The 25,929-nt window shown below is 69.8% G+C and carries 25 protein-coding genes and 1 riboswitch; of the genes, 8 read left to right on the top strand and 17 right to left on the bottom strand.

The window, feature by feature from the left end:
* Nucleotides 1–64: 64 nt before the first annotated feature.
* The gene (locus ACILRB_RS13955; RefSeq protein ID WP_395666903.1) at nt 65–1,546 is read right to left on the bottom strand and encodes a circularly permuted type 2 ATP-grasp protein; all 1,482 of its coding nucleotides are present in this window, start codon (nt 1,544–1,546) and stop codon (nt 65–67) included.
* Between the two features lie 458 nt (nt 1,547–2,004).
* Between ACILRB_RS13955 and ACILRB_RS13950 the strand changes: the two genes are divergently transcribed.
* The 3 genes from ACILRB_RS13950 (at nt 2,005) to ACILRB_RS13940 (ending at nt 3,768) form a co-directional block, all read left to right on the top strand.
* On the top strand, nt 2,005–2,181 hold the full coding sequence (locus ACILRB_RS13950; protein WP_395666901.1) for a hypothetical protein: 177 nt from the start codon (nt 2,005–2,007) through the stop codon (nt 2,179–2,181).
* Nucleotides 2,182–2,185: 4 nt separating this feature from the next.
* Nucleotides 2,186–2,947: a fasciclin domain-containing protein gene (locus ACILRB_RS13945; RefSeq protein WP_395666900.1), complete on the top strand. Its 762-nt coding sequence runs from the start codon at nt 2,186–2,188 to the stop codon at nt 2,945–2,947.
* 143 nt (nt 2,948–3,090) lie between these two features.
* Nucleotides 3,091–3,768 carry a hypothetical protein gene (locus ACILRB_RS13940; RefSeq protein ID WP_395666899.1) on the top strand — a complete coding sequence of 226 codons (678 nt, stop codon included), beginning with the start codon at nt 3,091–3,093 and terminating at the stop codon, nt 3,766–3,768.
* Between the two features lie 23 nt (nt 3,769–3,791).
* Here ACILRB_RS13940 and ACILRB_RS13935 read toward each other — a convergent pair whose 3' ends face one another.
* The gene (locus ACILRB_RS13935) at nt 3,792–4,283 is read right to left on the bottom strand and encodes an acyl-CoA thioesterase (protein ID WP_395666898.1); all 492 of its coding nucleotides are present in this window, start codon (nt 4,281–4,283) and stop codon (nt 3,792–3,794) included.
* Between the two features lie 161 nt (nt 4,284–4,444).
* Between ACILRB_RS13935 and ACILRB_RS13930 the strand changes: the two genes are divergently transcribed.
* The 3 genes from ACILRB_RS13930 (at nt 4,445) to ACILRB_RS13920 (ending at nt 6,507) form a co-directional block, all read left to right on the top strand.
* On the top strand, nt 4,445–5,089 hold the full coding sequence (locus tag ACILRB_RS13930; RefSeq protein ID WP_395666897.1) for an HAD-IA family hydrolase: 645 nt from the start codon (nt 4,445–4,447) through the stop codon (nt 5,087–5,089).
* The gene (locus ACILRB_RS13925; RefSeq protein ID WP_395666896.1) at nt 5,086–5,934 is read left to right on the top strand and encodes an ATP12 family chaperone protein; all 849 of its coding nucleotides are present in this window, start codon (nt 5,086–5,088) and stop codon (nt 5,932–5,934) included. The genes ACILRB_RS13930 and ACILRB_RS13925 overlap by 4 nt, the downstream gene beginning before the upstream one ends.
* A 276-nt stretch (nt 5,935–6,210) precedes the next feature.
* Nucleotides 6,211–6,507: a hypothetical protein gene (locus tag ACILRB_RS13920; protein WP_395666895.1), complete on the top strand. Its 297-nt coding sequence runs from the start codon at nt 6,211–6,213 to the stop codon at nt 6,505–6,507.
* Nucleotides 6,508–6,589: 82 nt separating this feature from the next.
* Here ACILRB_RS13920 and ACILRB_RS13915 read toward each other — a convergent pair whose 3' ends face one another.
* From ACILRB_RS13915 to glyA, 4 genes are read right to left on the bottom strand one after another with little or no spacing between them, the layout of a single operon-like run.
* Nucleotides 6,590–7,195 carry a riboflavin synthase gene (locus ACILRB_RS13915; protein ID WP_395666894.1) on the bottom strand — a complete coding sequence of 202 codons (606 nt, stop codon included), beginning with the start codon at nt 7,193–7,195 and terminating at the stop codon, nt 6,590–6,592.
* A gap of 2 nt (nt 7,196–7,197) precedes the next feature.
* On the bottom strand, nt 7,198–8,352 hold the full coding sequence (gene ribD / locus ACILRB_RS13910) for a bifunctional diaminohydroxyphosphoribosylaminopyrimidine deaminase/5-amino-6-(5-phosphoribosylamino)uracil reductase RibD (protein ID WP_395666902.1): 1,155 nt from the start codon (nt 8,350–8,352) through the stop codon (nt 7,198–7,200).
* 11 nt (nt 8,353–8,363) lie between these two features.
* Entirely contained in the window at nt 8,364–8,888 is a 525-nt protein-coding gene (nrdR, locus tag ACILRB_RS13905; protein ID WP_395666893.1) for a transcriptional regulator NrdR, read from the bottom strand.
* Between the two features lie 9 nt (nt 8,889–8,897).
* Entirely contained in the window at nt 8,898–10,199 is a 1,302-nt protein-coding gene (glyA, locus tag ACILRB_RS13900; RefSeq protein ID WP_395666892.1) for a serine hydroxymethyltransferase, read from the bottom strand.
* Between the two features lie 410 nt (nt 10,200–10,609).
* On the opposite strand from glyA, the gene ACILRB_RS13895 reads away from it, so the two are divergent.
* The gene (locus ACILRB_RS13895; protein WP_395666891.1) at nt 10,610–12,040 is read left to right on the top strand and encodes an OmpA family protein; all 1,431 of its coding nucleotides are present in this window, start codon (nt 10,610–10,612) and stop codon (nt 12,038–12,040) included.
* A gap of 131 nt (nt 12,041–12,171) precedes the next feature.
* Here the strand turns inward: ACILRB_RS13895 and ACILRB_RS13890 are convergent, their stop codons facing one another.
* Entirely contained in the window at nt 12,172–13,524 is a 1,353-nt protein-coding gene (locus tag ACILRB_RS13890; RefSeq protein WP_395666890.1) for a murein L,D-transpeptidase, read from the bottom strand.
* Between the two features lie 598 nt (nt 13,525–14,122).
* Complete coding sequence (gene ldtR, locus ACILRB_RS13885) at nt 14,123–14,635, bottom strand: transcriptional regulator LdtR (protein ID WP_395666889.1); 513 nt, start codon at nt 14,633–14,635, stop codon at nt 14,123–14,125.
* A 511-nt stretch (nt 14,636–15,146) separates the two neighbouring features.
* On the opposite strand from ldtR, the gene ACILRB_RS13880 reads away from it, so the two are divergent.
* Nucleotides 15,147–15,665, top strand: a complete 519-nt coding sequence (locus ACILRB_RS13880; protein ID WP_395666888.1) for a low molecular weight protein-tyrosine-phosphatase — start codon at nt 15,147–15,149, stop codon at nt 15,663–15,665.
* A 93-nt stretch (nt 15,666–15,758) separates the two neighbouring features.
* On the opposite strand, the gene ACILRB_RS13875 is transcribed toward ACILRB_RS13880, so the two are convergent.
* From ACILRB_RS13875 to ACILRB_RS13835, 9 genes are all read right to left on the bottom strand, one after another.
* Nucleotides 15,759–17,000: an alpha/beta hydrolase family esterase gene (locus ACILRB_RS13875; protein ID WP_395666887.1), complete on the bottom strand. Its 1,242-nt coding sequence runs from the start codon at nt 16,998–17,000 to the stop codon at nt 15,759–15,761.
* A gap of 53 nt (nt 17,001–17,053) precedes the next feature.
* Entirely contained in the window at nt 17,054–17,473 is a 420-nt protein-coding gene (locus ACILRB_RS13870; protein WP_395666886.1) for a CopG family transcriptional regulator, read from the bottom strand.
* 405 nt (nt 17,474–17,878) lie between these two features.
* Nucleotides 17,879–19,477, bottom strand: a complete 1,599-nt coding sequence (gene gcvPB / locus ACILRB_RS13865) for an aminomethyl-transferring glycine dehydrogenase subunit GcvPB (protein ID WP_395666885.1) — start codon at nt 19,475–19,477, stop codon at nt 17,879–17,881.
* 1 nt (nt 19,478) lies between these two features.
* Nucleotides 19,479–20,819, bottom strand: coding sequence for an aminomethyl-transferring glycine dehydrogenase subunit GcvPA (gcvPA, locus tag ACILRB_RS13860; RefSeq protein WP_395666884.1), 1,341 nt, complete (start codon nt 20,817–20,819; stop codon nt 19,479–19,481).
* 48 nt (nt 20,820–20,867) lie between these two features.
* Nucleotides 20,868–21,248: a glycine cleavage system protein GcvH gene (gene gcvH, locus ACILRB_RS13855; RefSeq protein WP_395666883.1), complete on the bottom strand. Its 381-nt coding sequence runs from the start codon at nt 21,246–21,248 to the stop codon at nt 20,868–20,870.
* Entirely contained in the window at nt 21,248–22,306 is a 1,059-nt protein-coding gene (locus ACILRB_RS13850; protein WP_395666882.1) for a glycine cleavage T C-terminal barrel domain-containing protein, read from the bottom strand. The genes gcvH and ACILRB_RS13850 overlap by 1 nt, the downstream gene beginning before the upstream one ends.
* Nucleotides 22,307–22,449: 143 nt before the next feature.
* Nucleotides 22,450–22,542: riboswitch (glycine riboswitch) on the bottom strand.
* A 132-nt stretch (nt 22,543–22,674) separates the two neighbouring features.
* A complete protein-coding gene (locus ACILRB_RS13845) occupies nt 22,675–23,334 on the bottom strand; it encodes a hypothetical protein (RefSeq protein ID WP_395666881.1) in 660 nt (219 codons plus the stop codon).
* Between the two features lie 212 nt (nt 23,335–23,546).
* Entirely contained in the window at nt 23,547–24,872 is a 1,326-nt protein-coding gene (locus ACILRB_RS13840) for a glycosyltransferase family 2 protein (RefSeq protein WP_395666880.1), read from the bottom strand.
* 253 nt (nt 24,873–25,125) lie between these two features.
* Nucleotides 25,126–25,929 (bottom strand): SDR family NAD(P)-dependent oxidoreductase (locus ACILRB_RS13835; protein ID WP_395666879.1); only part of this gene is annotated, 804 nt, incomplete at its 5' end.

Raw genomic sequence — 25,929 nt, 5'->3', positions numbered from 1 at the left:
GCCGCCGGCGCGGGCCGGCGGCGTCAGGGCGGGGGCGCGGCCGGCCGGGCCGCGGGGGACGCGTTCAGGACGGGCTCTGGCTCTGGCTCTGCGCCCCAAACCCCTGCGATTGCGACTGGACCTGGAACGTGCGGCCGGGCTCGAACAGGGCGTCGTCGACGATCCAGGTGTCCTTGGTGCCGCCGCCCTGGCTCGAATTGACGACGAGCGAATTTTCGATCAGCGCGACGCGGGTGAGGCCGCCCGGCACGACCCTGACGCCGTTGGTGCCGGTCAGCACGAAGGGGCGCAGGTCGACGTGGCGCGGCGCGACGCCGGTGTCGAAGAAGGTCGGCGTCGTCGACAGCGCCAGCGTCGGCTGGGCGATGAAATTGTTCGGGTCCTTGGCGAGCTTGACGGCGAAGGCCTCGATCTGCGCCTTGGTCGCGCGCGGGCCGACCAGCATGCCGTAGCCGCCGGAGCCGTTGACCTCCTTGACGACCAGCTCGGGCAGATGATCGAGCACATGGCGCAGCGCGTCCGGCTCGCGGCAGCGCCAGGTCGGCACGTTCTTCAGGATCGCCGTCTCGCCGAGGTAGAATTCGACGATCTCCGGCATGTAGGTGTAGATCGCCTTGTCGTCGGCGACGCCGGTGCCGACGGCGTTGGCCAGCGTCACCGAGCCCGCGTGATAGGCGCGCATCAGGCCCGGCACGCCGAGCACCGAATCGGGGTTGAACACCTCGGGATCGAGGAAATTGTCGTCGATGCGGCGATAGAGCACGTCGATCTGCTTCGGCCCCTGCGTCGTGCGCATGTAGAGCTTGTCGGCTTCGACGAACAGGTCGCGGCCCTCGACCAGCTCGACGCCGAGCTTGTCGGCGAGGAAGGAGTGCTCGTAATAGGCTGAATTGAACCGCCCCGGCGTCAGCAGCGCCACGGTGGGCTGCGAGCCGGCGCTGTCGGGCGCGACCGAGCGCAGCGCCGCGAGCAGCACGTCGGGATAGTTCTCGACCGGGGCGACGCGATGCTCCGCGAACAGGTCGGGCATCAGCCGCATCATCACCTCGCGGTTCTCCAGCATGTAGGAGACGCCCGACGGGGTCCGCACATTGTCTTCGAGGACGTAGAAGTCCTCCTCGCCGGTGCGCACCACGTCAATGCCGGCGATCTGCACGTAAATGTCGTGCGGAACCTTCTTGCCGACCATCTCCTTGCGGAACTCGGGGTTGCCGAGCACGAGGTCCTTCGGCACCTTGCCGGCTTTCAGGATCTCCTGCGCGCCATAGACGTCCTGCAAGAAGGCGTTCAGCGCCTTGACGCGCTGCAGCAAGCCCGTTTCGAGACGCGTCCATTCGGAGCGCAGCATGATGCGGGGAATGATGTCGAAGGGAATGAGCCGCTCGCCGGCGTCCTTCTCGCCATAGACGGCGAAGGTGATGCCCATGCGGCGAAAGAGCAGTTCGGCCTGGGCGCGGCGCGAGGAAAGATGCTCGATCGGCGTCTCCTCGAGCCAGCGCGCGATTCTGCCGTAGACCGGGCGCACTTCGCCTCCGATCACGGTCATTTCGTCGAAATAGCCGCCGTCCGCCAATGTCGAGCTCCCAGTAAGTCTGATCCGCGCCGAAGACGAACGACGCGGGCGCGGACCCGCCCGAAACGCGCGCGCGGCCCGGCCGATCCAGCCGAAGCGCTAGCATTTCGCGTGCCGCCCTACGGCCCCGGGCCTATCCTAGCCCAGCGCGGCGCCGCCGCAACCGCGCCGCGGCCGTCCGCGCCGGGTTTAACGCAAGCCCGCTCCAGCCCATAGGCCCGGGGACGCCGCCACGGCATAGCCCATAAGCCTTAATACGGGCGCGCCGGCTGCGGCCTCACCGCCTATTCAAGGGCTTGGGCTTCAGGGCATGGGCGCGAATCTCTGGCGGCCCACGCGGGCGCGCCGCCGGATCGACCATTCATGGTTAATCGGATGTAAACTTCCCCGACGCATGCTCGCGCCGCCATTCCCGTCGAACGGAGTCTTTCATGTCCTTGTCCTCGCGCCCGCGCGCCGGCGGCGGAGCCGGCGTCTCGCCCTCCCAGGCGACGCGCCTTGCGGCCGTGCTGCTCATCGTCGCCTTCGCCGTCGCGGCGTCGGGCGTGAAGTCGAAGGTCGCGGCCGGCGACGGCGCGCCGGCCCCTCGCGTCGTCGCGGCGCGCTGACGCGATGGGAGAAAACGCCCGCGCCGCGGCGCTCGCCCTGACCGTCGCGCTGGCGGCGGCGTTCTGTTTCTGCGCCGCGCCGCGCCAGACGGCGGCGCAGGAGGCGCCGGCTTCGCCCAAGGAGGCCCCGCCCGCCGTTTCGCCGGCCGCCGGGCCTGCGGCCGCGCCACAGACGCCCGCGCCACAGACGCCCGCGCCACAGGCGCCCGCGCCCCAAACCTCCGCGCCGCCTGCGTCCGAAGCGTCCGCGCCTCCCGAAAAATTCGAGCTCTCGGTCGAGGCGGGCGGCGCCGCCATGGTCGGGTCGCGCACGCTCGCCGAAAATCTCGCCGAAGCCAAGGACCTGTCCAAATTCGCGGCGCTCGCCGGGACCGGCGGTCTCGCCGACGCCCTGGCCGGACCGGGCCCCTATACGGTGTTCGCGCCGCTCGACCGCGCGTTCCTCGAAGCGCCGAAAGACACGGCGAGCCTGCTCGGCCCGGCCGCCTTCGACCCCGAGACGCCGGAGCGCGCGCGCAGGATCGCGTCCTATCACATCGTCGCCGGCCGCTATCCAGCGGCGGCCCTTCTCGCCGCGGTCCGCGCCGGCGGCGGCGAGGCGAAGCTCAGAACGCTCTCCGGAGACGAACTCAGGGTCCGCAACGCCGGCGTGCGCCTCGAACTGATTGACGGACGCGGCGAGGCGGCGGCGATCATCGTCTCTGACGCGCCGCAGAAAAACGGCGTGCTGCATGTGCTCGACGGCGTCCTGACGCCGAAAAGCTGAGCAGCTTCGCGAGGCGTCGCCGCTTGCTTGAGCGCCGGAGCGTCGAAAGGCGGCGCCGGCTTCGCCGCTCGGCCTTTTTCGCGTTGCATTCGGGAGCGAGGTTTGTTTTCCCTAAACGCTCTCGGACGCAAAGGCGGGACGGCGTGATCGAACAGGCGATGGCTTTCGCGCTCGGCTTCGCGGCCGCCGGGCTGATCGCGCTGGCGATCGCGCCCGCCTTCTGGGCGCGCGCGGTCCGCCTCGTGACGCGTCGGCTCGAACTGGCCGCGCCCCTCTCCATGCGCGAGATCGTCGCCGGCCGCGATCTGCTGCGCGCCGAATTCGCCGTCGAGCGCCGCGCGCTCGAGCAGAAGGCGGCGCAGCTTCGCGCCGAGCGCGCCGCCGACCGCATCGAGATCGGACGCAGGACCATCGACATGGCGGCTCTGCGCGACTCCCTCGCGCAGCTTGCCGACGAGGGCGCCGCCAAAGACGATCTGTTGGTCCGCCTGCGCCGCGCGCTGCACGAAAAACAGGCTGAATGCGCGGCGGCGCTCAGCGCGCTGCATGCCGCCGAAGGCCTCGAAGAACGCGACCGGGCGGAGGCGATGGCGCTGCGCCGGAGCCTTCTCGACGCGGAGGCGCGGCTCGCGGCGCATGAGGCCGCAGGGCGCGAGGAGACCGCGCTCCTGCGCGAGAGCGTGCGCGAGATCGGCGCGGCCGTGGCGCGGCTCGCCTCGGCCGGCGCGCTGCCCCCGCCTGAAGCCGCGCCTGGCGACGAGGCGCTCCAGGGCGGCGGCGGCGAGGCGCAGATGCGCGAGGCGCGCGCCGCCGCAAGCTGAGCGCCGGGCCGGCCGCCTGGGCCTCAGCGGTCGGGCATGCCGACGTGCAGCGCCTTGTTGCGCGCGGCGATCTCCTGGCGCATCTCTTTGCGCATCTTGCCGGCCTCGAACAGCCGCCGCTCCGTCTCGCTGTCGAGCTGAAGCTCGGGCGCGCGCGCGGGCTTTCCGTCCGCCCCGAGCGAGACCATGGTGAAATAGCAGGAGATCACATGGCGCTTGGTGTTGGTGGTGATGTTCTCGGCCACCACCTTGACGCCGACTTCGAGCGAGGTCGTGCCGACGTAATTGACGTTGGAGCTGAAGGCGACGAGCTCGCCGACCTTGATCGGCTCGCGGAAGATCACCTGATCGAGCGAGACCGTCACCACATAGGTCTTGCAGTAACGCGCCGCGCAGGCGTAAGCGACCTGATCGAGCAGCTTGAGGATGGCGCCGCCATGGACATGGCCCGAGAAATTGGCCATGTCGGGCGTCATCAGGACCGTCATGAAGAGGGATTTTTCCTGTTTGCTCATAGGCTTCCATGCGGCGGCGCGATGATCTCGCAAGGCCCGCAGGATCGCACGGCCGCGCGCGCCGTGTCATCGGCCGCGCCCCCCGCGCGCGGGGCAATTTTTTTTAGCGATCCCTTAGCGAAACTTCGCCCGCGGCGCGCGCCGGGCCGCGGCGGCGCGCCATGACGCTCGCCGTCTTCGACCTCGACGGCACGCTCGCCGACAGCCGCCTCGCCATCCTCGAGGCGCAGCGGCGCGCCTTCGCCGCGCTCGGCCTCCCGGCGCCCTCGCCCGAGGCCGGCCTCTCGATCGTCGGCCTCTCTTTGCCCGAGGCCTTCGTCGCGCTCGCCGGCCCCGACGGCCCGACGCCCGAGCTCTGCGCCGCCTATCGCGCGGCCGCCGTCGCCATGCGCGACGAAGCCGCCTACGCGCCGCGCGTGTTCGCGGGCGCTGACGCGGCGCTCCGGCGGCTCAAGGCGCAGGGCGCGACGCTCGGCGTCGCGACCGGCATGGCGCGCCGCGGCGTCACGCATCTCTTCGCGCAGACCGGCTGGGAGCCGCTGTTCGCCACGGTCCAGACCGCCGACGGCCACCCTTCAAAGCCCGCCCCCGACATGACGCTCGCAGCCATGGCCGAGACCGGCGCCGCGCCGCATGAGACCGTGATGATCGGCGATTCGACCTATGACATGCTGATGGCGAAGGCGGCCGGCGCGCGCGCGCTCGGCGTCGGCTGGGGCTTTCATACGAAAGACGCGCTGCTCGCGGCGGGCGCCGAGGCGGTCGTTGCGGATTTCGACGAATTGCTGCATCTCATCGGCGCATGAGCCCGAAAGACCCGCCCGAGAAGGCCACGCCGGACCATCGCGCCGATTTCGCCGCGCCGCCCGCCGAGATCGATCCTGTCGCCCTTGCGCGGCGCGACCTCGCGAAAAGCCTGCCGAAGCGCTTCTATCAGGCGGCGACGGCGGCGCCCGTCGAAGACGGCTTCGCCCTGCTGCTCGACGGACGCCCGGCGCGCACGCCGGCGCGCAACAAACTTGTCCTGCCGACGCGCGCGGCGGCCGAGGCCGTGGCGCGGGAATGGGACGCGCAGCGCGACCTGATCGACCCCGCGGCCATGCCGCTGACCCGCATCGTCAATTCGGCGATCGACGGCGTCGCCCGCGAGATGGAGGCGACGGCGGCCGAGGTCGCCCGCTATGGCGCCTCCGACCTCGTCTGCTATCGCGCGCCGGGGCCTGACGCGCTGGTCCGCGCCGAATCCGCGCTCTGGGACCCGGTGCTGGTCTTTGCCCGCGAGCAGCTTGGCGCGCGGCTTTTATGCGCCGAGGGCGTCACCTTCGTCGAGCAGCCGGAGCCGGCGCGGCGCGCCCTGCTCGAGGCCGCCCGCGCCGCCGGCCGCGCCCAGGCGGGCGGCGCCTTCGCGCTCGCCGCGCTCCATGTGATGACGAGCCTCACCGGCTCGGCGCTCCTCGCCTTCGCCGTGGCGCGCGGCGCGCTGAGCCCGCAGGAGGCCTGGGCCGCGGCCCATGTCGACGAGGATTACGAGATGCGCCTCTGGGGCGAGGACGATGAGGCGCTCGCGGCCCGCGCGCGGCGCTGGCGCGAGATGGAGGCCGCGGCGCTGCTGACGACGGCGCTCGCGCCGGACCCGGCCGACCCCGCCTGACCGTCCGGGCCGCGTGACCGGCCGCGCCGTCCCCCGACCCGCGCCGCACCCTGCGCGGGCGCCGTCATGGCTTCGACGTCAGGCCTCGGCGTCATGGCCTCGACGTCATGCCTCGACGATGCGGCGCACACCGAAAATCCAGCCCCGGCCAATTCCGCAACGGCGCCGCAGCGACAAAAACGTCTTGCGCTTCAAGGCGCTCGGCGTCATCTTCACCCTCCGGCGCGGGCGTGACCCCTGCGCCGGCGCGCCGTTTCCTCAAGGACCGGAGCCGCCATGATCATAGAATATGATTTCGGCAAGAAAGAACGCGTGACGAGCGCGCGTTTCGCGCCCTCCGAACCGCCGCAGCCTCCGCCCGCGGAAAGGCCGCGCCGCCTCGCCGCCGGCGCGGAGATGCCGCTTGAACGGGCGCGCGCCCGGGCGGCGAGACTCGAGACGGCGCTCCGCGCGGCCAAGGCGGCCTGCGAGACAAAACGGCCGGCGCCCGGCCACAAGATCATGGTCGACGCCGACGAATACGCCCGCCTGCTGCGCTGCAAGGCGCTGGTTTCGGCCGCGCTCGAAAGCTGATCGCCTCGACGCCGCCGCGCCGGCCCCGTTCCTGAAGCCGCGGGCGTCTGAAGCGTCAGGCGCGTCGTTCGCCGTCCGGACGTCAGGCGGCCGCCTCGGCGAGCCGCGCGGCGTAACGCGCCATCAGATCGACCTCGAGGTTGACCCTGTCGCCGACGCGCCGCTCTCTCCAGACCGTCGCCGCGATGGTGTGCGGGATGAGCAGGATCGAAAAAACGTCGTCTTCGACGCCATTGACCGTCAGCGACGTGCCGTCGAGCGCGACCGAGCCCTTTTCGGCGACGAACCGCGCGAGCGCATGGGGCGCGCGCAGGCGGAAGCGCTTCATCCCGTCGAAATCTTCAAGGCTCTCGATCGTCGCGAGACCATCGACATGGCCGGTCACGATATGGCCGCCAAGCTCGTCGCCGATCTTGAGCGCGCGCTCAAGATTAAGGCTCTGGCCCTCGCGCCACGCGTCGGCGGTCGTGCGGGCGAGCGTCTCGGCCCCGACGTCGACCTCGAACCAGCTTCCGGCGTCCTCGCGGCCCGAGGCGACGACGGTCAGGCAGACGCCGTCGCAGGCGATCGACGCGCCAAGCGCGATCGTGGCGGCGTCATAGGCGCACAGGACGCGCGCGCGCGTCAGCCCGCCGCGCGGCTCGAGCGACGCGATGCGTCCGACGTCGGTGACGATTCCTGTGAACATGGTCAGTCGATCCTGTGGAGCCGCGTCAGGGCGTCGTCGCCGATCAGGCGCGTCTCGACCCTCTCATAGCGCGACGCGTCGTGAAGCGCCTTGATCCGTTCGGGCGCGAGGCCCTGAATTCCGGGGCCGCCGAAGCGCCGCGGTCCGCGCAGCAGCAGAACCTCGTCGGCGAGGCCGGCCGCGAGAAACGCCTCGGCGAGCCTTGGCCCCGCCTCGCAGAACAGGCGCGTCACGCCGCGCGCCGCAAGCAGCTCAAGTGCGGCCAAAAGATCGAGCCCGCCGCGCGTGTCGGAGGGCGCCTCGGCGATGTCGACGCCAAGGCCGCGCAGGACGTCGCGCGCGGCGCGGCCCTGCGCGTCGGGCTCGCCGGCCGCGGCGATGAGAAGGGTCGGCGCCGTCCGGGCGCCGAGGGCGAGCTGAGAGGCCGGCGAGAGCGTGACGCGCGGATCGAGCACGACGCGCAGCGGCCGGCGCCCGGAAAGGCCCGGCAGGCGCACGGTCAGCAGCGGATCGTCGGTCCGCGCCGTGCCAGCGCCGATCAGGATCGCGTCATGCTGCGCGCGCCACATATGGACGGCGCGGGCGGCGGCCTCGCCCGTGGCCATCAGGCGCGGCGCGCCGGGCGCCGAGGCCGAAAAGCCGTCCGCCGTCAACGCGAGCTTGACGCAGACGAACGGACGCCGCCGCGTCACCCGCAGCACATGGCCGAGATTGGCGGCGAGCGCCGCCTCGCGCCGCACGCCGGCCCTCACCTCGATTCCGGCGGCGCGCAGCATGGCGTGGCCGCGCCCGGCGACGCGCGGGTCCGGATCTTCGAGCGCCGAAACGACGCGGCCGAAGCCGGCCTTGGCCACCGCTTCGGCGCAGGGAGGCGTCCGGCCATGATGGCTGCAGGGTTCGAGCGTGACATACAGCGTGGCGTTCTGGAGCGTCGCGTCCTGCGCGTCGTCGCGGCGCCCGGCGGCCTCAAGCGCGCGCAGCGCCTCGGTTTCGGCGTGCGGCCGCCCGCCGGGCTGGGTCCAGCCGCGGGCGAGGATCACGCCGTCCCGGACGATCAGCGCGCCGACCGCCGGATTGGGCGCGCAGGTCCCGAGGCCGCGGCGCGCGAGCGCGATCGCCGCGTCCATGAAGCGCGAATCTTCGTCATCCAGCGCCATGGGCAGGCCGGTCACGGTCTCGTCGGGGTTTTCGGGGGCTCAGGCGCGGCCGCGGACGCGTCTTCCGCGCCCCCGCTTTCGCCCTCCTGAGCGCCAAGCTCGTCGATCAGGGCGTGAAAATCGCGCGCCTCGCGGAAATTGCGATAGACGGAGGCGAAACGGACATAGGCCACGCTGTCGAGGCCGCGCAGCCCCTCCATGACCAGCTCGCCGATCTGGGCGCTGTGGATTTCGGCCTCGCCCTGGCTTTCGAGCTGGCGCACGACGCCATTGACCATGCGCTCGACGCGCTCGGCGTCGACGGGGCGCTTGCGCAGGGCGATTTCGAGGGAGCGCGTCAGCTTGTCCCGTTCGAAGGGGACACGCCGGCCGGATTTCTTGACCACCATGAGCTCGCGCAATTGCACGCGCTCGAAGGTGGTGAACCGGCCGCCGCAATCCGGGCAGACGCGACGCCGCCGGATCGCGGCGGCGTCGTCGGTCGGGCGCGAGTCCTTAACCTGTGTTTCCAGTCCGCCGCAGTAAGGACATCGCATGGGCCGTTCTTAGTAGATCGGGAAGCGCCCGGTCAATTCGAGAACGGACTTCTTGACCTTGGCCTCGACCTCGCCGTTGCCCTGATCGCCATTGGCGGACAGGCCGTCGAGCGTCTCGGCGATCAGCTCGCCGACCTTCTTGAACTCGGCGACGCCGAAGCCGCGCGAGGTGGCCGCCGGCGCGCCGAGGCGGATGCCGGAGGTGACCATCGGGCTCGCCGTGTCGAAGGGCACGCCGTTCTTGTTGCAGGTGATGTTGGCGCGCCCGAGGGCCGCCTCCGCCGCCTTGCCGGTGAGGGACTTCGGCCGCAGGTCGACCAGCATCAGATGGTTGTCCGTGCCGCCCGACGCGAGGTCGAAGCCCGCGCCCTTGAGCGTCTCGGCGAGCGCGCGCGCGTTCTCGACGACCTGACGGGCGTAGACCTTGAACTCGGGCTGCAGCGCCTCGCCGAAGGCCACCGCCTTGCCGGCGATGACATGCATCAGCGGGCCGCCCTGCAGGCCGGGGAACACCGCCGAATTGATCTTCTTGGCGAGGTCCGCGTCATTGGTCAGGATCAGGCCGCCGCGCGGGCCGCGCAGGGTCTTGTGCGTGGTCGAGGTGACGACATGGGCGTGCGGGAACGGCGAGGGATGCACGCCGCCGGCGACGAGGCCCGCGAAATGGGCCATGTCCACGAAGAAATAGGCGCCGATCGAATCGGCGATCCTGCGGAAGCCCTCGAAATCCCAGTGGCGCGGATAGCCCGAGCCGCCGGCGATGATCATCTTCGGCTTGTGCTCCTGCGCGAGCTTCTCCACCTGCTCCATGTCGATGCGGTGGTCGTCGCGGCGCACGCCATAGGGAATCGGCTTGAACCAGCGGCCCGACAGATTGACCGGCGAGCCATGGGTGAGATGGCCGCCGGCGGCGAGGTCGAGGCCCATGAAGGCGTCGCCCGGCTGCAGCAGCGCGAGGAACACGGCCTGGTTGGCCTGGCTGCCGGAGTTCGGCTGGACGTTGGCGAACTTGCAGTCGAACAGGCGGGTGACGCGCTCGATCGCCAGCGTCTCGGCGATGTCGACATACTGGCAGCCGCCGTAGTAGCGCCGGCCCGGATAGCCTTCGGCGTATTTGTTGGTGAGGATCGAGCCCTGCGCGTCGAGCACCGCGCGCGAGACGATGTTCTCGGAGGCGATCAGCTCGACCTCATGCCGCTGGCGGCCGAGCTCCAGCTCGACGGCGTTGGCGATTTCGGGATCGGCCTCCTTGAGATGCGCAGCGAAAAACGAATTGGAAAGTGCGCTCTTTTCGGCGCTGGCCTGGCTCATCTGCGATCTCCTCCAAGAAACGGTCAAGAAACGGTTCGGCGTCGAGCCCTGCTTCAAGGCTCGTGATGGAACGAAAGGGCGCGACGGCGCAAGGGGGCGCCACGACGCCCGTGCGAAACGGGCCGTGCGGACCGCAATATCATGGCCCCTACGACGAAGGAAGCAGACGCCGCCGTGGAATTATTTGCGAAGGGCAAAAGAATTTTTGCCCCGCGCGGCGCGCAGGCCGATTCGGCGGGCTCTGTCGAAAGACGCAGGACACGCCGCCGGCGCAAATTGACAAGCGTCAAGCTTGGGGCTTTGCTTCGCGCCGCATCATCCGCCGCAGGCCGGCCGCAGACCGGACCGCGGGCGTTTTGCGCCCGAACGACGGCGAGCGCGCCGCAGAACATCGAACAGGGAGCTATCACATGGCGGCCATCGAGGATCTCGCATCGGAAGTCGGCGCAAGCCTGGGCATCGGGCCCGCGGCGGGCGGCCTGCTCAAGGAGGTCGTGCGTCTGATCTTCGGACAGGCGGGCGGACTCACGTCCTTTCTCGACACGCTGTCCTCCAACGGGCTCGGCGATCTCGCGCGCTCCTGGATCGGCAATTCGAACAATCCGCCGCATTCGCCCCCGGGCGCGTCGCAGGCCTTCGGTCTCCAGACGATCGCCGCGCTCGCCGAAAAGGTCGGGATCGACCCCGGCGTCGCGACCGCCGCCCTCGCCTATCTGACGCCGAAGCTCGTCGGCCTGCTGACGGCGGGCGGCGTCATTCCGACCTCCGTTCCGGCCGGCCTCGCGGCCTTCCTCGGGGCGCCGGCCGCCGCCGCCGCGGCCCCCGCCCCGACCATCGCCCCGGCGGCCGCGCGCGCGCATGACCGCGCCCCGCCCGCCGCCGCCGTCCGCACCGGACGCGGGCACGACACCGGCGGCGCCAACCGCATCATCTTCCCCGCGCTCGCCGCGCTTCTCGCGGCCGGCATCGCCTATCATTTCTTCACCGCCGACTACGGGAAGCCCGCGCCGGCGCCCGAAGCCGCCGCGCCGGCCGCGACTCCCGCTCCCGCCGCCCCTGCGACGACGGCCGCGGCGCCTGCGCCGACCGCCGCGCCCGCGGTCCAGGGCGAACACGCCCATATCGCCGTGCTGCATGACGCCGCCGGCGCCGTCGCCACCGGCGTCGTGCCGAGCGAGGCGTCCCGCGCCTCGATCCTCGACGCGCTGAAGGCCACATTCGGCGGCCGGGTCGTCGACGGGCTCAACGTCGACCCTCATGTCGGCGAGGCGCCGTGGCTCGGCAAAATCTCCGACGCGATCGCGCTGCTGAAGGCGCCCAATCTCCAGGCCGTGTTCGACGGGGCCAAGGTCGCCGTCGGCGGCGCCCTGCCCGCCGCCGACGTCGACGCAATCGTCGCGAAGCTGAAGGCGCTGTTCGGCGGCTCGGTCACGGTGGCGACGCTGAAGCCCGAAGAAACCGCGACCTTCGACGTCGTGACGCTCGAGCAGAACCTCAGCGGCGACACGATCGTCGCGGCGCTCAACAAGGTCGTGCTGAATTTTGCGACCGGCAGCGCCGTCGTCGAGGACCAGGGCGAGGTCATTCTTCTGCGCGCCGCCGAGCTCATCAAGAAGCTTCCCGCCGGCACGGTCGTCCATATCGGCGGCTACACCGACCAGACGGGCGACCCGGCCCGCAACCTCGTGCTGTCGCAGCAGCGCGCCGACGCCGTCCGCAAGGTTCTGACCGACGCCGGCGTGGCCCCCGAAGCCGTGACCGCCAAGGGCTATGGCAGCGCGGCTTCGAGCGCCACGGGCGCGAACCGCACCGACCGCCGCATCGAATTCTCCGTGCAGTGACGGGAGACGGGGCCCTGGCGCAGGGCGGGACGGCGACACGCTGATCCCGCCGCGCTCCAGCCCCTTGCAAATGCAACAAAGCCGCCGGACATGTCCGGCGGCTTTGTTTTTACAGGATTTTCTGACCGCCGCTATTCTTCGTCGGCGACCGGGGCGAGGCCGCGCGCATTGCCGCCGCCGGCTGCGGCGGTGCGCTGCGGGCCGGGCTGGATCGCCTCCTGCAGCGGCGCGCCCGAAGCGTCGGCCGCCTGCGGAAGGCCGTCGCGCTGATAGATGTCGTCGCGGAACTGGATCACGCCGTCCGGCGTCGCCCAGGCCGTGACATAGACCCAATAGACCGGCACCGGGCTCGCAAGCTTCGCGTCGATGCGCTGGCCCGACCGGATCGCCTCGTCGATCTGCGGCCGTGTCCAGCCGGGCGTGTCCTTGAGCAGCCAGGCGACATAGTCGCGCACGTTCTGGATGCGGATGCAGCCCGAGGAGACGAAGCGGAAATCGTCGCCGAACACGCCCTTCTCGGGCGTGTCGTGCATGTAGACGCCATAGGGGTTGGCGATATTGATGCGCACCACGCCGAGCGAATTGACGTCCCCGCCCGGATCCTGCCGGTAGCGATAGTTCGTCGCCTCCATCGAATTCCAGTTGATCTGCGAGGGCGAGATCTCGCGGCTCTCCTTGTCGAAGATGCGGATCTTGTGCTCGGTCAGATAATTCGGGTTCTTCTGCATCTTCGGGATCAGATCCTTGCGGATGATCGACGCAGGCACGGTCCAGTAGGGATTGAAGTTGATGTCGGTCGCCTTGGTCATCATGACCGGCGACTGGCGGTCGATCTTGCCGACGCCGGCCGCGTGATGGGTGGCGACCGTCCCGTTCTCGACGGTTTCGATGGCCATGGCCGGGATGTTGGCCATGACGAAGCGCTCGCCGAGATTGCCCGAATAGGAGCGCAGGCGCACGAGATTGATCTCGAGCTGGTGCAGGCGGAAGTCGGCCGAGGTATTGAGCGCGGCGAGCGTCTCCTTGTTGACGACGCCCGTCTCGAGCAGGCCGTGGCGGGCCTGGAAGCGCTTGACGCCGGCTTCGACGAAGGAATCGAACACGGGCGAGGCGTTGACCGCCGCGTCGATGAGGTCGCCCGACGCCGCGAGGCGCTTGCGCAGCGCGACGACGGCCGGGCCGTTCGAGCCGATTCGCAGCGTCGCGCCGGCCGGCACGGTGTTCCAGCCGCCGCTGGCGACAATCTTGCGATAGGTTTCGATCGCCTGCTCGGTGGCGTAGAGCGTCGGCTGCGAGAGGACCGGCGTGTTCGAGCGGGAGACGGCGAGCTGCGGCGCGGCGTCGTAGCGCTGCGCCCATTCGGCCTGGTCGCCGAAGCCTGCGGCCTGGGCCGGGAGCGCGGCGGCGAAGGCGGCCGCGAGGCCAAGGCCGGACACGGCGGCGAGGGCCGGGGCGCGCCGCGCCCTGTCAAAAACTTTCGCCATATCAGAGCTGCTCCTCTGGCGTCGCACCTTGTCTTCCTTTTTTGCTCGGGCCATTCCGCCGGGCCCCTCGCGCCCACGCCCCGAAGGCGCCGGACGGAGGCCCGCGCCGCGCCGGGCCTTTTGGCGGGGCGGACGGCGGAGACCGTTCCAATGTCAATGACGCGTTTTTCAAAGCCGCGTTCAGGTCGGCGGATGAACCGCTCCGACGCCGAGAGTTCCGGTCGACCGAAGCCTTCGCTATGTCATCAAGGCGGCGCTGACGAAACAAAGAGCCGTGAAAAGACGCCCGCAACGCCTCGGGAGATATCTATCCATCCTGAGGGTTAAGAAGGCGCAAATAGGGCGCCGGGCGCCGCGCCGCCGCTTTTCGGCGAGGCTGCGACGCGGGCGCCGCAACGCGGCGGCCAAACCGGCGGCCGTCGGCGGAAGCGGCCGATCGGAGACGTTCGGGCGACCAAGGCCGGGACGAACGGCGGCGCTCCGCAACGACAGGCGAGCCGCGGGCTTGCGCGTCGGCGCGCCTGACGGGCGGTCCATGCGCCGACGCCGCCTGTCCGCAGCCGCCGCGCCCCGCGAAAGGCGCGTTTCGGGAGGCGTTTTACAGCCTGTACCGAATCTGGTCGGTCCAGAAGCGCTCAAGCCGCGCCAGCGCGACGTTCAGGCGGCCGAACTCTTCGCAGCTCACGCCGCCGATCTGTTCGACCGTCAGCACATGCTTGTCATAGAGCGCGCTCACGACATTGTGCACGTCGCGGCCCTTTTCGGTGAGGCTGATGCGCACGGCGCGGCGGTCGACGCGCGAGCGGGCGTGATGGAGATAGCCGGTCTCGACCAGCTTCTTGACGTTATAGGAGACGTTGGAGCCGAGGTAATAGCCGCGCGTGCGCAATTCGCCCGCCGTCAGCTCCTTGTCGCCGATATTGAAAAGCAGCAGCGCCTGCACGGCGTTGACGTCGCTGCGGCCGCGGCGGTCGAATTCATCCTTGATGACGTCGAGCAGGCGACGATGCAGCCGCTCGACCAGATTCAGCGCTTCGAGGTAGCCCGTGCGCACGCGCGCCGAAGTTTCGATCCGCGCCGGCGCCGCCGCGCTCTTTAGAGCATTCGCCATAAGAAGCCTCATCCCTCGATGCCATGACGCTCCGCCGGCCGCGCTTTTTCAAGACAGGCGCCGCGGCGTCGGCCCGCCGTTCGACTTCCGGCGGCCGTGTGTTCCTGGAAATTAGCGCTCCAAGCATGAGGCGCATCTAAATTAAACCGTTTAATTCTACTCAAGCCGCTGGATTCCCGGCGTATTCATAGTCCATTTCTCGATCTTCTCCGTGCGCTTACTTCAATTTTATCCTTTGAATTTCATTCCACTCCATAAGTCTGTCAGTCCTTTTTTCATTACACGCTGGGGGGTCGAGGCGTCCTCCATCCGTCGTGGCCCGCGTTCGTCGAGACCCGCGTCGCAGGCCCGCTCCGTCTGGCGGAACGCCAAATCCCTCAACTTGAACTTTTGCAGTATGTCCGCGGCAACCTTGTCCCGAACTGGCGGCGCTTCGCCGCCTGTCGCGGCGCGGGACAATCGCCTAGGCTTGGCGGCGAAGTCGATCGCCGCCCCCGGAACCGCCCCGCCCATGACCGACGCCAAGCCGCCGCCGTCCCACGCCGCCGAAGAAGCAGGCGCCGCGCCCGCGGCTCTTTTCGTGTGCCTCGGCAACATCTGCCGCTCGCCGCTCGCCGAAGCGGCGTTCCGGCGCGCGGCGGAGGCGGCCGGGCTCACGGCCAGGATCGATTCGGCGGGGACGGGAGACTGGCATGTCGGCGAGCCGCCGGACCGGCGCGCGCAGGCCGTGGCGCGCAAGCACGGGCTCGACATTTCGGGCTGTCGCGCGCGGCAGGTGAAGGCGGAGGATTTCCGCCGCTTCACGCATATTTTCGCGCTCGACGCTGAAAATCTGGCGCGGCTGCGGTCGATCGCGCCGGCGGACGCGAGCGCGCGCCTCTCGCTGCTGCTCGACGCCGCGCCTGGACGGGAGGGCGAAAGCGTCGCCGATCCCTATTTCGGCGGCGACGACGGCTTCGACGTGGCGTGGGCCGATGTGTGGGAGGCGGCCAGCGCCCTGGCGGCGCGGTTTTCACGCCAGAAAAGCTGAAGGCGCGGCGAAACACAAAGCGGCCGCCGCGCCGGGCGCGCGACGGCTCCGCTCATTGTGACCGCACAAAGACTATTGTGAACGCTCGAAGATTTATGACTGCATGAAGAAGCGCAGCATCTCGAGCGAGGCGTCAGGACCCTGCTGATCCGTGAAGGAGCCCTCGGGATAGCCGCCCGACCAGGCGTGGCCGAGCCCGGGAATCGCCCAATATTCAACCTGCGGCGCGCCGCCGCGCTTGCCGATGACGGTGCGCTCATAGGAAACGCCCGCCGGCGTGCGTCCGGTCTGGCGCGTCTCCTCGGCGTCGTCCAGTCCCGCGCTGGCGAAGGCGACGATCAGATCGGCGTTGGAGGGGTGGACAGTGCGGTCGGCGCCGCCCTGAAAGACGATGGTGCGCACATTGACCTCGCGCGGCGTCGCGCCCTGCAGCGTCGCGCCGTGCTTCATCGACAGAAAGGCCGAGGCGATGTCCGTCGCCGCGCCGCAGGGAAGGCCGGAATGGATGCCGACCGCCTTGAACAGATCGGGATAGTTGACGCTGAGGATCGCCGCCATCGCCCCGCCCGCCGAGAGCCCGGCCGCAAACACGCGCTCCGAATCGACCGGGAACGCCTCCATGATCTCCCGCGTGATGCCGGCGATGATCGCCGGTTCGCCCGATTCGCGCACCTGGTCCTTGAGGTTGAACCAGTTCCAGCAGCCCATCTGGTTCGAACTCGACGACTGGCGCGGATAGGCGACGAGAAAGCCGTTCGCTTCGGCGAGCGCGTTCATGCCGGTGCCGAGCGCGAAGTCGTCGGCGTCCTGCCGGCAGCCATGCAGCATCACGACGAGCGGCATGGGCCGGCCGAGCGCGGCCGCGCTCGGAACGAACAGCTTGTAGCGGCGCGTTCCGGCGGCGCAGGAAAAGGAGCGGTTGACGAAACGCGCGCCGTCTTCGACCGGCTTCCCGGCGGGGAGATCGGCGGCGGGCGGCGGCGCGCGCTCGAGCGCGACGCTTTCGTCGGTCGAGGCAAAGCGCTCGCGCAGGCTGTCGAGCAGGTCGCCGACGGTGAGGCCGGCGTAGGGCGACGCGGCGAAGGGCGACGCCGCGAAGGACGGCGCGGCCTTGGGCGCCGCGGTCTCGGGCTTCACGGCTTTGGGCTCCGCCGCGTCGAGCGGGTCCGCCGCCTTCCACAGTCCTGCGGGCCGCGTCCTGTCGGCGGCGAGGTTCGGCCGGAAAGGGTCGGCCGCGGCGAGGGCGTCCTGAATCGTCTTCGTGGCCTCAACAGGATTCTGGCCCGCCGTCAGCGCGACAGCCTTGCGCATGGCCCCATCGAATACGGTCTTCATCAAATCAGTCCCTTTCGAAGCGGCGGACAGAAGCGTCTTGCCGAAGCCGCGCATCACCGCAGCCTGTCGGCCAGAGCGGCCTTGACCGCCTTGTTCGCCTGAAGCGCGCCCAGCACCGTGATCGACTTGATCGTCTCGCAGGCGAGCGCGGCGGGAACGTCTTCGGCGATGATCGCAAGGCCGATCACGCGGATGCTCAGCATCTCGCCGTCGGCCTGCACTTTCTCCAGATCCTCCCTGCTGTAGTGCCGAAGCCCGATTTCGAGGGTCTCGCGCACGATGGTCTGCTTCAGATCCTCGGCGTGGTGACGAAGCTGGGTGCGGATGGCCGTGCGGATCATGTCCGTCCGGTTGGAGTAAAACCCTTCCCGCACCAGCAGGTCGATCTGGCCAAGGTCCACGTAACCGAGGTTGATCGTGATCTTTTCGCTGTCGGAAATGCGCTCCCGAAGGCGGTGGATTTCTGCGCCCATGTTCGTCTCCATCCATATGGATGGTATATGGATGGTCCTGGGATGTTTTGCAACCGCGAACAAACCTTCGCAGCGCCAAACGAAAACGCTACGCATGCGTTTTGGTTCGGCACGCGACCCTAGCTCCAATAGCGTGTATTTAATGACGGCGACGTCACGATTTCGCGGTGCGCCGCCGCACGCCGCACAATCGCGCGCGCGCCGCAGGGCGGGATTCGCTCCAAAAATCTGGCACGATCCGCGTGAACGTCGGGTGAATTTGCCGCGTCGAAACGTTTTGGCCGCTTCCGCGGGGCGCGCGCAAACAAAAAGCGGGATGGAGGCCCATCCCGCTTCGTCATGTTCGTGACGATTGTTTGTAAGGCTTGAGACGTTTCGCCGCGGCCGCCGGCGGCGGCGAAACGTCTATTTCGCCGTCGCGTCGCCGGCGGGCGGCGTCCATTTCAGGACAGGATTGCGCGCGGCCCGCGTCTCGTCGACGCGCCGGCGCGGCGCGTGGCGCGGCGCCTCAAGGAAGCGCTCCGTCTCGCCGGCGAGGGCGCGGAAGGCGAGATCGCGCAGCGTCGCGATGAAAAGGTCGAGCGAAGCCTTGCTCTCGGATTCCGTCGGCTCGATCAGCATGGCGCCATGGGCGACGAGCGGGAAATAGATCGTCATCGGATGATAGCCCTCGTCGATCATCGCCTTGGCGAAATCGAGCGTCGAGAGGCCCGAAGGCTTCAGCCAGGCGTCGTCGAACAGCGCCTCATGCATGCAGAGCTGGTCGCCGAAGGGCTGCGACATCAGGTCGGCGAGGCTCGCGCGGATGTAGTTGGCGTTGAGCACCGCGTCTTCAGACGCCTGCCTCAGCCCGTCCGCGCCATGCGAGAGCATATAGGCGAGCGCGCGCACGAACATGCCCATCTGGCCGTGGAAGGCGCACATGCGCCCGAACGCCTGCGACTTCTCCTCGACCTGTTCGACGAGCCTCAGCCCGTTTTCCTCGCGCCGCACGAAGGGGACCGGCGCGAAGGGCGCGAGCCTGTGCGACAGCGCGACAGGCCCCGCCCCCGGCCCGCCGCCGCCATGCGGCGTCGAAAAAGTCTTGTGCAGGTTGATGTGCATGGCGTCGACGCCAAGGTCGCCCGGACGCGTCTTGCCGACGACCGCGTTGAAGTTCGCGCCGTCGCAATAGAAAAACGCCCCGGCGGCGTGGACCGCCTCGGCGATCGCCACGACGTCGCGCTCGAACAGGCCGCAGGTGTTCGGATTGGTCAGCATGATCGCCGCGACGTCGGACCCGAGCAGGGTCTTGAGGGCGGCGAGATCGACCCGCCCGTCCGGCCCGCAGGGCACGGTCTTCGTGCGGAAGCCGACGAGCGCGGCGGTCGCGGGATTGGTGCCATGGGCAGATTCCGGCACGAGCACGACGCGGCGCGTCGCGCCCTCCCCGCGCGCGGCGATCGCGGCCTTGATCGCCATCATGCCGCAGGCCTCGCCATGCGCGCCGGCCTTCGGCGACAGCGCGACGGCGGGCATGCCGGTCATCTCCATGAGCCAGAAGGAAAGCTCATGCATCAGCTCGAGCGCCCCCGCGACGGTCGACTGCGGCTGCAGCGGATGGATGTCGGCGAATCCCGGCAGCCGCGCCATCGCCTCGTTGAGGCGCGGGTTGTGCTTCATGGTGCAGGAGCCGAGCGGATAGAGATTGGCGTCGATGGAGTAGTTTTTTTGCGACAGGCGCACGTAATGGCGCACGGCCTCGGGTTCGCTGAGCCCCGGCAGGCCGATCGGCGCCGCGCGCTCAAGGCCGCCGAGCCGGCTCGAAAAGGGCGCGGGCTCGTCGAGGTCGACGCCGGTCGTCGTCGCCCGGCCGATCTCGAAGATCAGCCCTTCCTCGAGTTCGAGGCCGGCGTTCGACGAGAAGCTGCGCGGGGCGGCGGGCCCGCCCGCCGAAACCTCGCGCGTCGAAAGCGCGCGCGTCGAAAGCTCCTGCGCCGTGATGGGACGTTCGGGCTTGTTCATGTCAGGCGATCTCCCTCAGGGCGGCGGCGAGGGCGGCGCGGTCCTCGGCGGAGTTGACCTCGCTTGAGGCGACGATGAGCAGGTCGTCGAGGTCGGCGTCGGGCCACAGGCGCGAGGCCGGGACGCCGGCGAGAATCCCCTTCTGGGCGAGATGCTCGACGATTTCCGCGGCCGGGCCCGGCACGCGGATCGTGAATTCGTTGAAGAAGCTCCTGTTCAGAACCTCGACGCCGAACACGTCCGACAGACGCCCCGAGAGGTCGACGGCGTTGGCGTGGTTGATCCTGGCGAGCCGGCGCAGCCCCGCCTCGCCGAGCAGGGTCATGTGGATCGAGAAGGCGAGGCTGCACAGGCCCGAATTGGTGCAGATGCTGGAGGTCGCCTTCTCGCGCTTGATGTGCTGCTCGCGCGTCGAAAGCGTGAGCGTGAAGGCGCGCCGCCCGTCGGCGTCGACCGACTGGCCGCAGAGCCGGCCCGGCGTCTGGCGCAGATATTTCGCGCGCGTCGCGAACAGGCCGACATAGGGCCCGCCGAAATTCAGCCCGTTGCCGAGCGACTGCCCCTCGCCCGCGACGATGTCGGCGCCCATTTCGCCCGGAGATTTGACGAGGCCGAGCGAGACCGCCTCCGTCACGACGGCGACGAGCAGCGCGCCTTTCTCATGGCAGGCGGCGGCGACCGGCGCGAGATCGCGCAGATTGCCGAACACGTCGGGCGTCTGCACGACGACGCAGGAGGTCTCGCCGTCGATCGCGCCGACGAGATCCTCGAGCGCGAACACGTCCGCCGGCAGGCTCAGCGCCTCGTTCTCGGTCATGGTCGAAACCGTGCGCACGGCCTCGGCGTAATGGGGGTGCAGCCCGCCCGACAGCACGGCCTTGCGCCGCCCCGTGACGCGATGCGCCATCAGCGTCGCCTCGACCGTGGCGGTCGAGCCGTCATACATGGAGGCGTTGGCGATCTCCATGCCGGTCAGGGCGGCGACCTGGGTCTGGAACTCGAACACCGCCTGCAGCGTGCCCTGCGAGATTTCGGGCTGATAGGGCGTGTAGCTCGTGAGAAACTCGGAGCGCTGGATCAGATGGTCGACGCTCGCCGGGACATGGTGCTTGTAGGCGCCGGCCCCCACGAAGAACGGGACCGAGCCCGCCGGCACGTTGCGCGCGGCCATGGCCGACAGGAGCCGCTCGACGTCCATCTCGCCCCGCCGCGTCGGCAGGTCGAGCAGGCGCGCCAGCCGCTTGTCTTCGGGGATCTGTTCGAACAGGGCCTCGATCGAGGCGACGCCGACGCGCGCCAGCATGTCGGCGCGGTCTTCGGGCGTGTGGGGCAGATAGCGCATGGAGTTCCGATCGTTTGATCTTTGGTGGTCGCGCGGAGAAAAGCTGCGTCAGTCGAGCGTCGCGACGAAGGCCAGATAAGCGGCCTCGTCCATCAGCGCGTCGACCTGAGACGGGTCGGAGACCCTGAGCTTCAGGAACCAGCCGGCGCCGGCCGGGTCCTCGTTGACGAGAGCGGGCTTTTCCTCGAGCTCGCCGTTGACCTCGACCACCTCGCCGGAAGCCGGCGCGTTGACGCCGCTCGCGGCCTTCACGCTTTCGACGACGGCGGCCTCGGCCCCCTGCTCAAGGCTCGCGCCCACCTTGGGCAGTTCGACGAACACGACGTCGCCGAGCTGCGACTGGGCGTAGTCGGTGACGCCGACGACGGCGACGCCGTCGGGCCCGAGGCGGATATATTCATGGTCTTTGGTGAAACGCAGATCGGGCATCAGGCTCCCCTGACATAGCGGTATGGAACGAAAGGCAGGGCGACGACGCGCGCCTCGGCGGGCTTTCCGCGCAGGATCAGGCGCAGCGGCGCGCCCGCTTTGGCGGAGGCGGCCTCGACATAGCCCATCGCGACCGGCCGGCCGAGGCTCGGCGCATAGCCGCCCGAGGTGACGACGCCGACGGGGCGCCCGTCCGCGGTCTCGATCGCCGCGCCCTCGCGCGCCGGCTGCCTGCCTTCGAGGAGGAGGCCGACGCGCTTGCGGGCCGGGCCGTGCGCGATGGCCCGGGCGATGCGCGCAAAGCCCGGAAAGCCGCCCTCGAGCCGGCGGCGCTTGCCGATCGACCACGACAGCCCGGCCTCCACCGGATCGGTCGAGGCGTCGATGTCATGGCCGCAGAGGCAGAAGCCGGCCTCGAGCCGCAGGGAGTCGCGCGCGCCGAGCCCGGCGGGCTTGACCCTCGGGTCGGCGAGAAGGGCTTTGGCGAAATCTTCCGCCGCCGCGGCCGGAAGCGCGGTCATGCGCTCGACGCCGGGCAGAAGCGCGGCGAGAGCGGCGGCCGCCTCCGGCCCCTGCAGGGCGAGCAGGGCGAGGTCGTCGAGGCGCGTCAGGCGGCAGGCGGGCAGCGCCTTGTCGATCAGGGCGAAATCGGCCTCCTTGCCGCCGGCGTTGACGACGAGATAGACGCGCTGGCGGCCGGCTTCGTCGGGCAGGCGCGTCGCCATCAGATCGTCGAGAATCCCGCCTTCGGCGTCGAGAAGCTGGGTGTAGCGCATGAAGCCCGGCTCGAGGTCGATGAGGTCGCCGGGAACGAGGCCTTCGAGATCCTCGAGCGCATGGGCGCCTTCGAGCAGCGCCTGCCCCATATGCGAAACGTCGAACAGCCCCGCCGCGGCGCGCGTGTGAAGATGCTCGGCGATGACGCCCGAGGGATATTGCACCGGCATCTCATAGCCGGCGAAAGGCGTGAGCCGCGCGCCGAGCGCGCGGTGGAGATCGTGAAGAGGCGTGCGCGCAAGCGGCTTTTGCGCAGTGTCGGCGACAAGCTCGGCGTCCATGGAACCCTCGAAAGCGAAACATGCGGCCTTTGCGGACCGCGTTCGCCCCCTCTGTCCGTGGCGCCTGAGAGCGTTCCCTCGCCACACGGCGAGGCTGCCTCCTTCGGCGGACGCTCCTGACGGAGCGTCTCTTTCCAGAGCGTCACCTCCTGGCGGTCCTGGGGCCTGAGCGATTCCGGGGCGGTTGCGCCTTCGGCGCCGGCGCATGAAGCGCCGGACTCTTCCGCGAGGAGGAACTGACGCTTCTGATATTGTGCGGCGCCACGCTCTTGTCAACGCCGGTCGCGCGCTTTGAGACTTAAGGCGTACCCCCGGCGCGCCGGCCGGGCCAGGCGCGTCGCCGCGCGGCCTTCATTTTCCTCCAGCCGTCATTTCGACCTGCCGGCGGCCTTCTCGGGCCCCTGATCGAGGCCGACCTTGATCGTGTAGTCGTCCTCGGTGTGGTCCTGGTAGAACGGCACGGTCAAAGGTTCGGTGACGACCGAGAACTGGGCCTGCGCCTCGTTTTGCGGGATGACCGCCGTGGCGTGGTAGAGCTTGCTGACGACAGGCTCATTGTCGCGATTGTCGACGACGGCGACGCGGATCGGAATTGAGAAGCTGCCCGGGGCGCCGGCGGGCCCGAGCAGGACGTTGCCGGCGACGCCGACCTTGAAGGCCACCTTGTCGTCCTGCATGGCGCATTCGCGCACGGCGTCGGTGATCGCGAACTGGTGGCGCAGGTTCTGGTTGCTCGGCGGCTGGCCGGCGTAAAACTGCGCCGCCGCGGTGCCGTCGAGCACGACGATCTCCGGGCAGAAGATGCGCCGGCCGCCCGACTGGCGGGAGGAGCCGCCCTCTTTCTCCTTGTCGCCGTGATAGGTGAAGAACTCCTTCCAGTCGAAGCTCTTGAAGCCGTCGAGCCAGCCTTGCGCGCCCGCCCCGCCGGCGGCGGCGAGGCTCAGCGCCGCCGCCGCGGCGAGCGGACGGAGCGCGGGGAGAAGCGGACGACGGGACGATCCGCGTCGATCGCGGACGCGATGCGGCATGAGACAGCTCCTTGTTGGGCGGCGCTGCGCCGCCCTTCGGCCCTGGCGTGTCGGGCCGGAGCGGCGGGCCGCGATCGCGGCCCGGCTCCGGCTTCCTGTTCGACGGCGATATCAGCGGCAGGATTTCGGCGCTTTTCCGGCGCGCCGCCCGACGACGGCCAAAAGCCGCCCGGAAGGCGGCTTTGGCGGGCGGCGGCGGCGTGGCGCGCCGGTCAGGCGGCGCGGCCGATTCGCTCGGCGGGCGCGGCGTTCACGGGGGCGACCGCCGACTTCGGCGTGCGCGTCCAGGTGTCCTCGCCGCCGAACACGGTCTTGAGGATCGAGGGCGCGTTGGACAGGCTGACGAAGATCATCAGCGGCGTCAGCGAGGCGAGCGTCGCGAGATAGCGCGAGATGGAGCCGCGCCGCAGCAGGAGATAGGGCGTCAGGGTCATGCCGACCGCGACCATGAGGATCAGCGCCACGAGGACGCCGATCGCCGGCGCATAGGCCGTGGCGTCGCCCTGCCGCAGCAGGATGCTGGCGGTGAGCGAGCCGGTGGCGACGGCCGCGCAGGGGTAGAAGGCCTGCACCAGAATGAGCGGCATGGCCGAGATCTTGCGCCCGAGCGTCCAGTCCGAGGACCAGACCTGCTTCATGAGCTTGCGCGCCACCTGCACGAAGCCGTTCGACCAGCGCCGCTGCTGCACGCGCCAGTGGCGGACCTGGTCAGGCACGAGGCCGGGGACGGCGGGCTCCATGGAGAACAGGCCGCGCCAGCCGGCGATCTCGGCGCGCACGGTGAGGTCGAGGTCCTCGCACAGCGAATCGGAGGACCAGCCGCCGGCCGCCTCGATCGCCTCGCGCCGCCACACGCCGGCGGTGCCGTTGAACTGGAACAGCCAGCCGGCGCGGTAGCGCGTCGCCTGTTCGAGGACGTAATGGGCGTCGAGCATCAGGCCCTGCGCGCGCGTCAGCCAGTTGGAGCCGGCGTTGGCGAATTCGCAGCGCGACTGGATGAAGGCGGCGTTGCGGTCGGCGATCAGCGCCGGCATGACCTTGCGCAGCCAGCTCGACGGCGGGCGGAAGTCGACGTCGAGCACGGCGACATAGGGCGCGCTCGACTGGGCGAGGCCGACCGCCAGCGCGCCGGCCTTGTAGCCCGCGCGGTTGGCGCGGCGCAGATGGTGGACATGGAAGCCGCGGTCGCGCAGCTCGGCGATCACGCCCGCCGCGACGGCGCTGGTGTCATCCGTGGAATCGTCGAGGAGCTGGATGTGCAGCCGGTCGCGCGGCCAGTCGAGCGCGGAGGCGCAGCGCAGCGCGCCGACGACGGTCTCGGGCTCGTTGAAGGTCGGGATCTGCACCAGCACGGCCGGCAGGTCGGCCTCGGTCAGGATGAGCTGGCGCAGCGGCCGGCCAAGCTTGCGGCCGCGCAGGCGCTCGAAGATGTTGACGCCGATGAGGACGAGGAAGCCGCCCGCGACGAAGACGAGGCCGATGAGCGAGGCCGTCAGCACGCCGTCGCTCAAAAGCGTCAGAATTTCGATGAAGGACAAAACATGCTCCTGCCGCCCAGATCGTCCCGCCGCGCCGAGGTCCGCCGGAAGGGTCCGCGCGCCGCGCCTCGCCGCTCCGTCGCCCCTCGCAGGGTCGTCGTCTAGCATGGAGATGGCGCGAAACGGGGTTCTGGGACAAGCCAAGAATTGCAACAGAATGTTGCAGAACTTGAGCTTGAGAAAATGAGAAAATATTAGGCTTACCAGAGCCTTAAAAGGGCCTTATTCGGCCGCGCGCAAGCTTGTGCGAGGCTTACGGCGCGCGCTCCCGCGTATGCGGCGCATTGACCTCGACGCGCGCCAGGACGCGGTCGACGATCCGCCTTGGCAGCAGGCGGCCGAAGCGGGCGAGCGCGTAGAGCGGCCAGGGGAAGGCGATCGTCGCCCTGCGCCGGTCGAGGCCACGCCGGATCAGGGCGGCGGCGTCCGTGTCCGAAAGTTCGAAAGGCTTCATCGCCTCGATGCTGTCGTTGAGCGGCGTCTTGACGAAGCCCGCGACGATCAGGCTGACGCAGACGCCGGCGGGCTCGAGCCGGCCGCGCAGCGAATCGGCCCAGGCGTGCACCGCGGCCTTCGACAGGCAATAGGCCGGCGAGTAAGGCAGGGCGATCAGACCCGCGATCGAGCCGACGAAGGCGAGCTGGCCCGCGCCGCGCGCGCACATCGGCCCGATCAGCGGCTCGGCCGTGTTGAGGACGCCGAAGAGATTGGCCGCGATCAGCGCCCGCGTCGCCTCGGGGTCCTCGGCGATCTCGCCGGGCTTGAGGCCGGTGGTGATGCCGGCGTTGGCGACGGCGAGGTCGAAGGGGCGGCGCGCGTCCTCGGCGCGCAGGAACTCCGCCATGGCCGCCCGGTCGCGCACGTCGATCAGGCCGGTCGTGACTTCGGCCCCCTTTCGTCGCGCGGCGTCGGCGACGGCGTCGAGCCGTCCGGCGTCGCGGCCGATCAGCGTCAGCCGCGCGCCGGGCTCGGCGTAGGCGAGCGCGAGCGCCCTGCCGATGCCGCTCGAGGCGCCGGTGACGAGGACGGAGCGCGCCGCCATGTCTAGGACGCCGCC

It is taken from the genome of Methylocella sp., assembly GCF_044226135.1.
GTDB lineage: Bacteria > Pseudomonadota > Alphaproteobacteria > Rhizobiales > Beijerinckiaceae > Methylocapsa.
The sequence above is the reverse complement of the archived record's forward strand: the minus strand, read 5'-3'. Positions and strand labels throughout refer to the sequence as shown.

What these genes read in the sequence shown, in the direction of transcription:
- ACILRB_RS13955 (WP_395666903.1), bottom strand. Translation starts at nt 1,546, where the DNA reads ATGACCGTGATCGGAGGCGAAGTGCGCCCGGTCTACGGCAGAATCGCG.
- ACILRB_RS13950 (WP_395666901.1), top strand. Translation starts at nt 2,005, where the DNA reads ATGTCCTTGTCCTCGCGCCCGCGCGCCGGCGGCGGAGCCGGCGTCTCG.
- ACILRB_RS13945 (WP_395666900.1), top strand. Translation starts at nt 2,186, where the DNA reads ATGGGAGAAAACGCCCGCGCCGCGGCGCTCGCCCTGACCGTCGCGCTG.
- ACILRB_RS13935 (WP_395666898.1), bottom strand. Translation starts at nt 4,283, where the DNA reads ATGAGCAAACAGGAAAAATCCCTCTTCATGACGGTCCTGATGACGCCC.
- ACILRB_RS13930 (WP_395666897.1), top strand. Translation starts at nt 4,445, where the DNA reads ATGACGCTCGCCGTCTTCGACCTCGACGGCACGCTCGCCGACAGCCGC.
- ACILRB_RS13925 (WP_395666896.1), top strand. Translation starts at nt 5,086, where the DNA reads ATGAGCCCGAAAGACCCGCCCGAGAAGGCCACGCCGGACCATCGCGCC.
- ACILRB_RS13920 (WP_395666895.1), top strand. Translation starts at nt 6,211, where the DNA reads ATGATCATAGAATATGATTTCGGCAAGAAAGAACGCGTGACGAGCGCG.
- ACILRB_RS13915 (WP_395666894.1), bottom strand. Translation starts at nt 7,195, where the DNA reads ATGTTCACAGGAATCGTCACCGACGTCGGACGCATCGCGTCGCTCGAG.
- ribD (WP_395666902.1), bottom strand. Translation starts at nt 8,352, where the DNA reads ATGGCGCTGGATGACGAAGATTCGCGCTTCATGGACGCGGCGATCGCG.
- nrdR (WP_395666893.1), bottom strand. Translation starts at nt 8,888, where the DNA reads ATGCGATGTCCTTACTGCGGCGGACTGGAAACACAGGTTAAGGACTCG.
- glyA (WP_395666892.1), bottom strand. Translation starts at nt 10,199, where the DNA reads ATGAGCCAGGCCAGCGCCGAAAAGAGCGCACTTTCCAATTCGTTTTTC.
- ACILRB_RS13895 (WP_395666891.1), top strand. Translation starts at nt 10,610, where the DNA reads ATGGCGGCCATCGAGGATCTCGCATCGGAAGTCGGCGCAAGCCTGGGC.
- ACILRB_RS13890 (WP_395666890.1), bottom strand. Translation starts at nt 13,524, where the DNA reads ATGGCGAAAGTTTTTGACAGGGCGCGGCGCGCCCCGGCCCTCGCCGCC.
- ldtR (WP_395666889.1), bottom strand. Translation starts at nt 14,635, where the DNA reads ATGGCGAATGCTCTAAAGAGCGCGGCGGCGCCGGCGCGGATCGAAACT.
- ACILRB_RS13880 (WP_395666888.1), top strand. Translation starts at nt 15,147, where the DNA reads ATGACCGACGCCAAGCCGCCGCCGTCCCACGCCGCCGAAGAAGCAGGC.
- ACILRB_RS13875 (WP_395666887.1), bottom strand. Translation starts at nt 17,000, where the DNA reads ATGAAGACCGTATTCGATGGGGCCATGCGCAAGGCTGTCGCGCTGACG.
- ACILRB_RS13870 (WP_395666886.1), bottom strand. Translation starts at nt 17,473, where the DNA reads ATGGGCGCAGAAATCCACCGCCTTCGGGAGCGCATTTCCGACAGCGAA.
- gcvPB (WP_395666885.1), bottom strand. Translation starts at nt 19,477, where the DNA reads ATGAACAAGCCCGAACGTCCCATCACGGCGCAGGAGCTTTCGACGCGC.
- gcvPA (WP_395666884.1), bottom strand. Translation starts at nt 20,819, where the DNA reads ATGCGCTATCTGCCCCACACGCCCGAAGACCGCGCCGACATGCTGGCG.
- gcvH (WP_395666883.1), bottom strand. Translation starts at nt 21,248, where the DNA reads ATGCCCGATCTGCGTTTCACCAAAGACCATGAATATATCCGCCTCGGG.
- ACILRB_RS13850 (WP_395666882.1), bottom strand. Translation starts at nt 22,306, where the DNA reads ATGGACGCCGAGCTTGTCGCCGACACTGCGCAAAAGCCGCTTGCGCGC.
- ACILRB_RS13845 (WP_395666881.1), bottom strand. Translation starts at nt 23,334, where the DNA reads ATGCCGCATCGCGTCCGCGATCGACGCGGATCGTCCCGTCGTCCGCTT.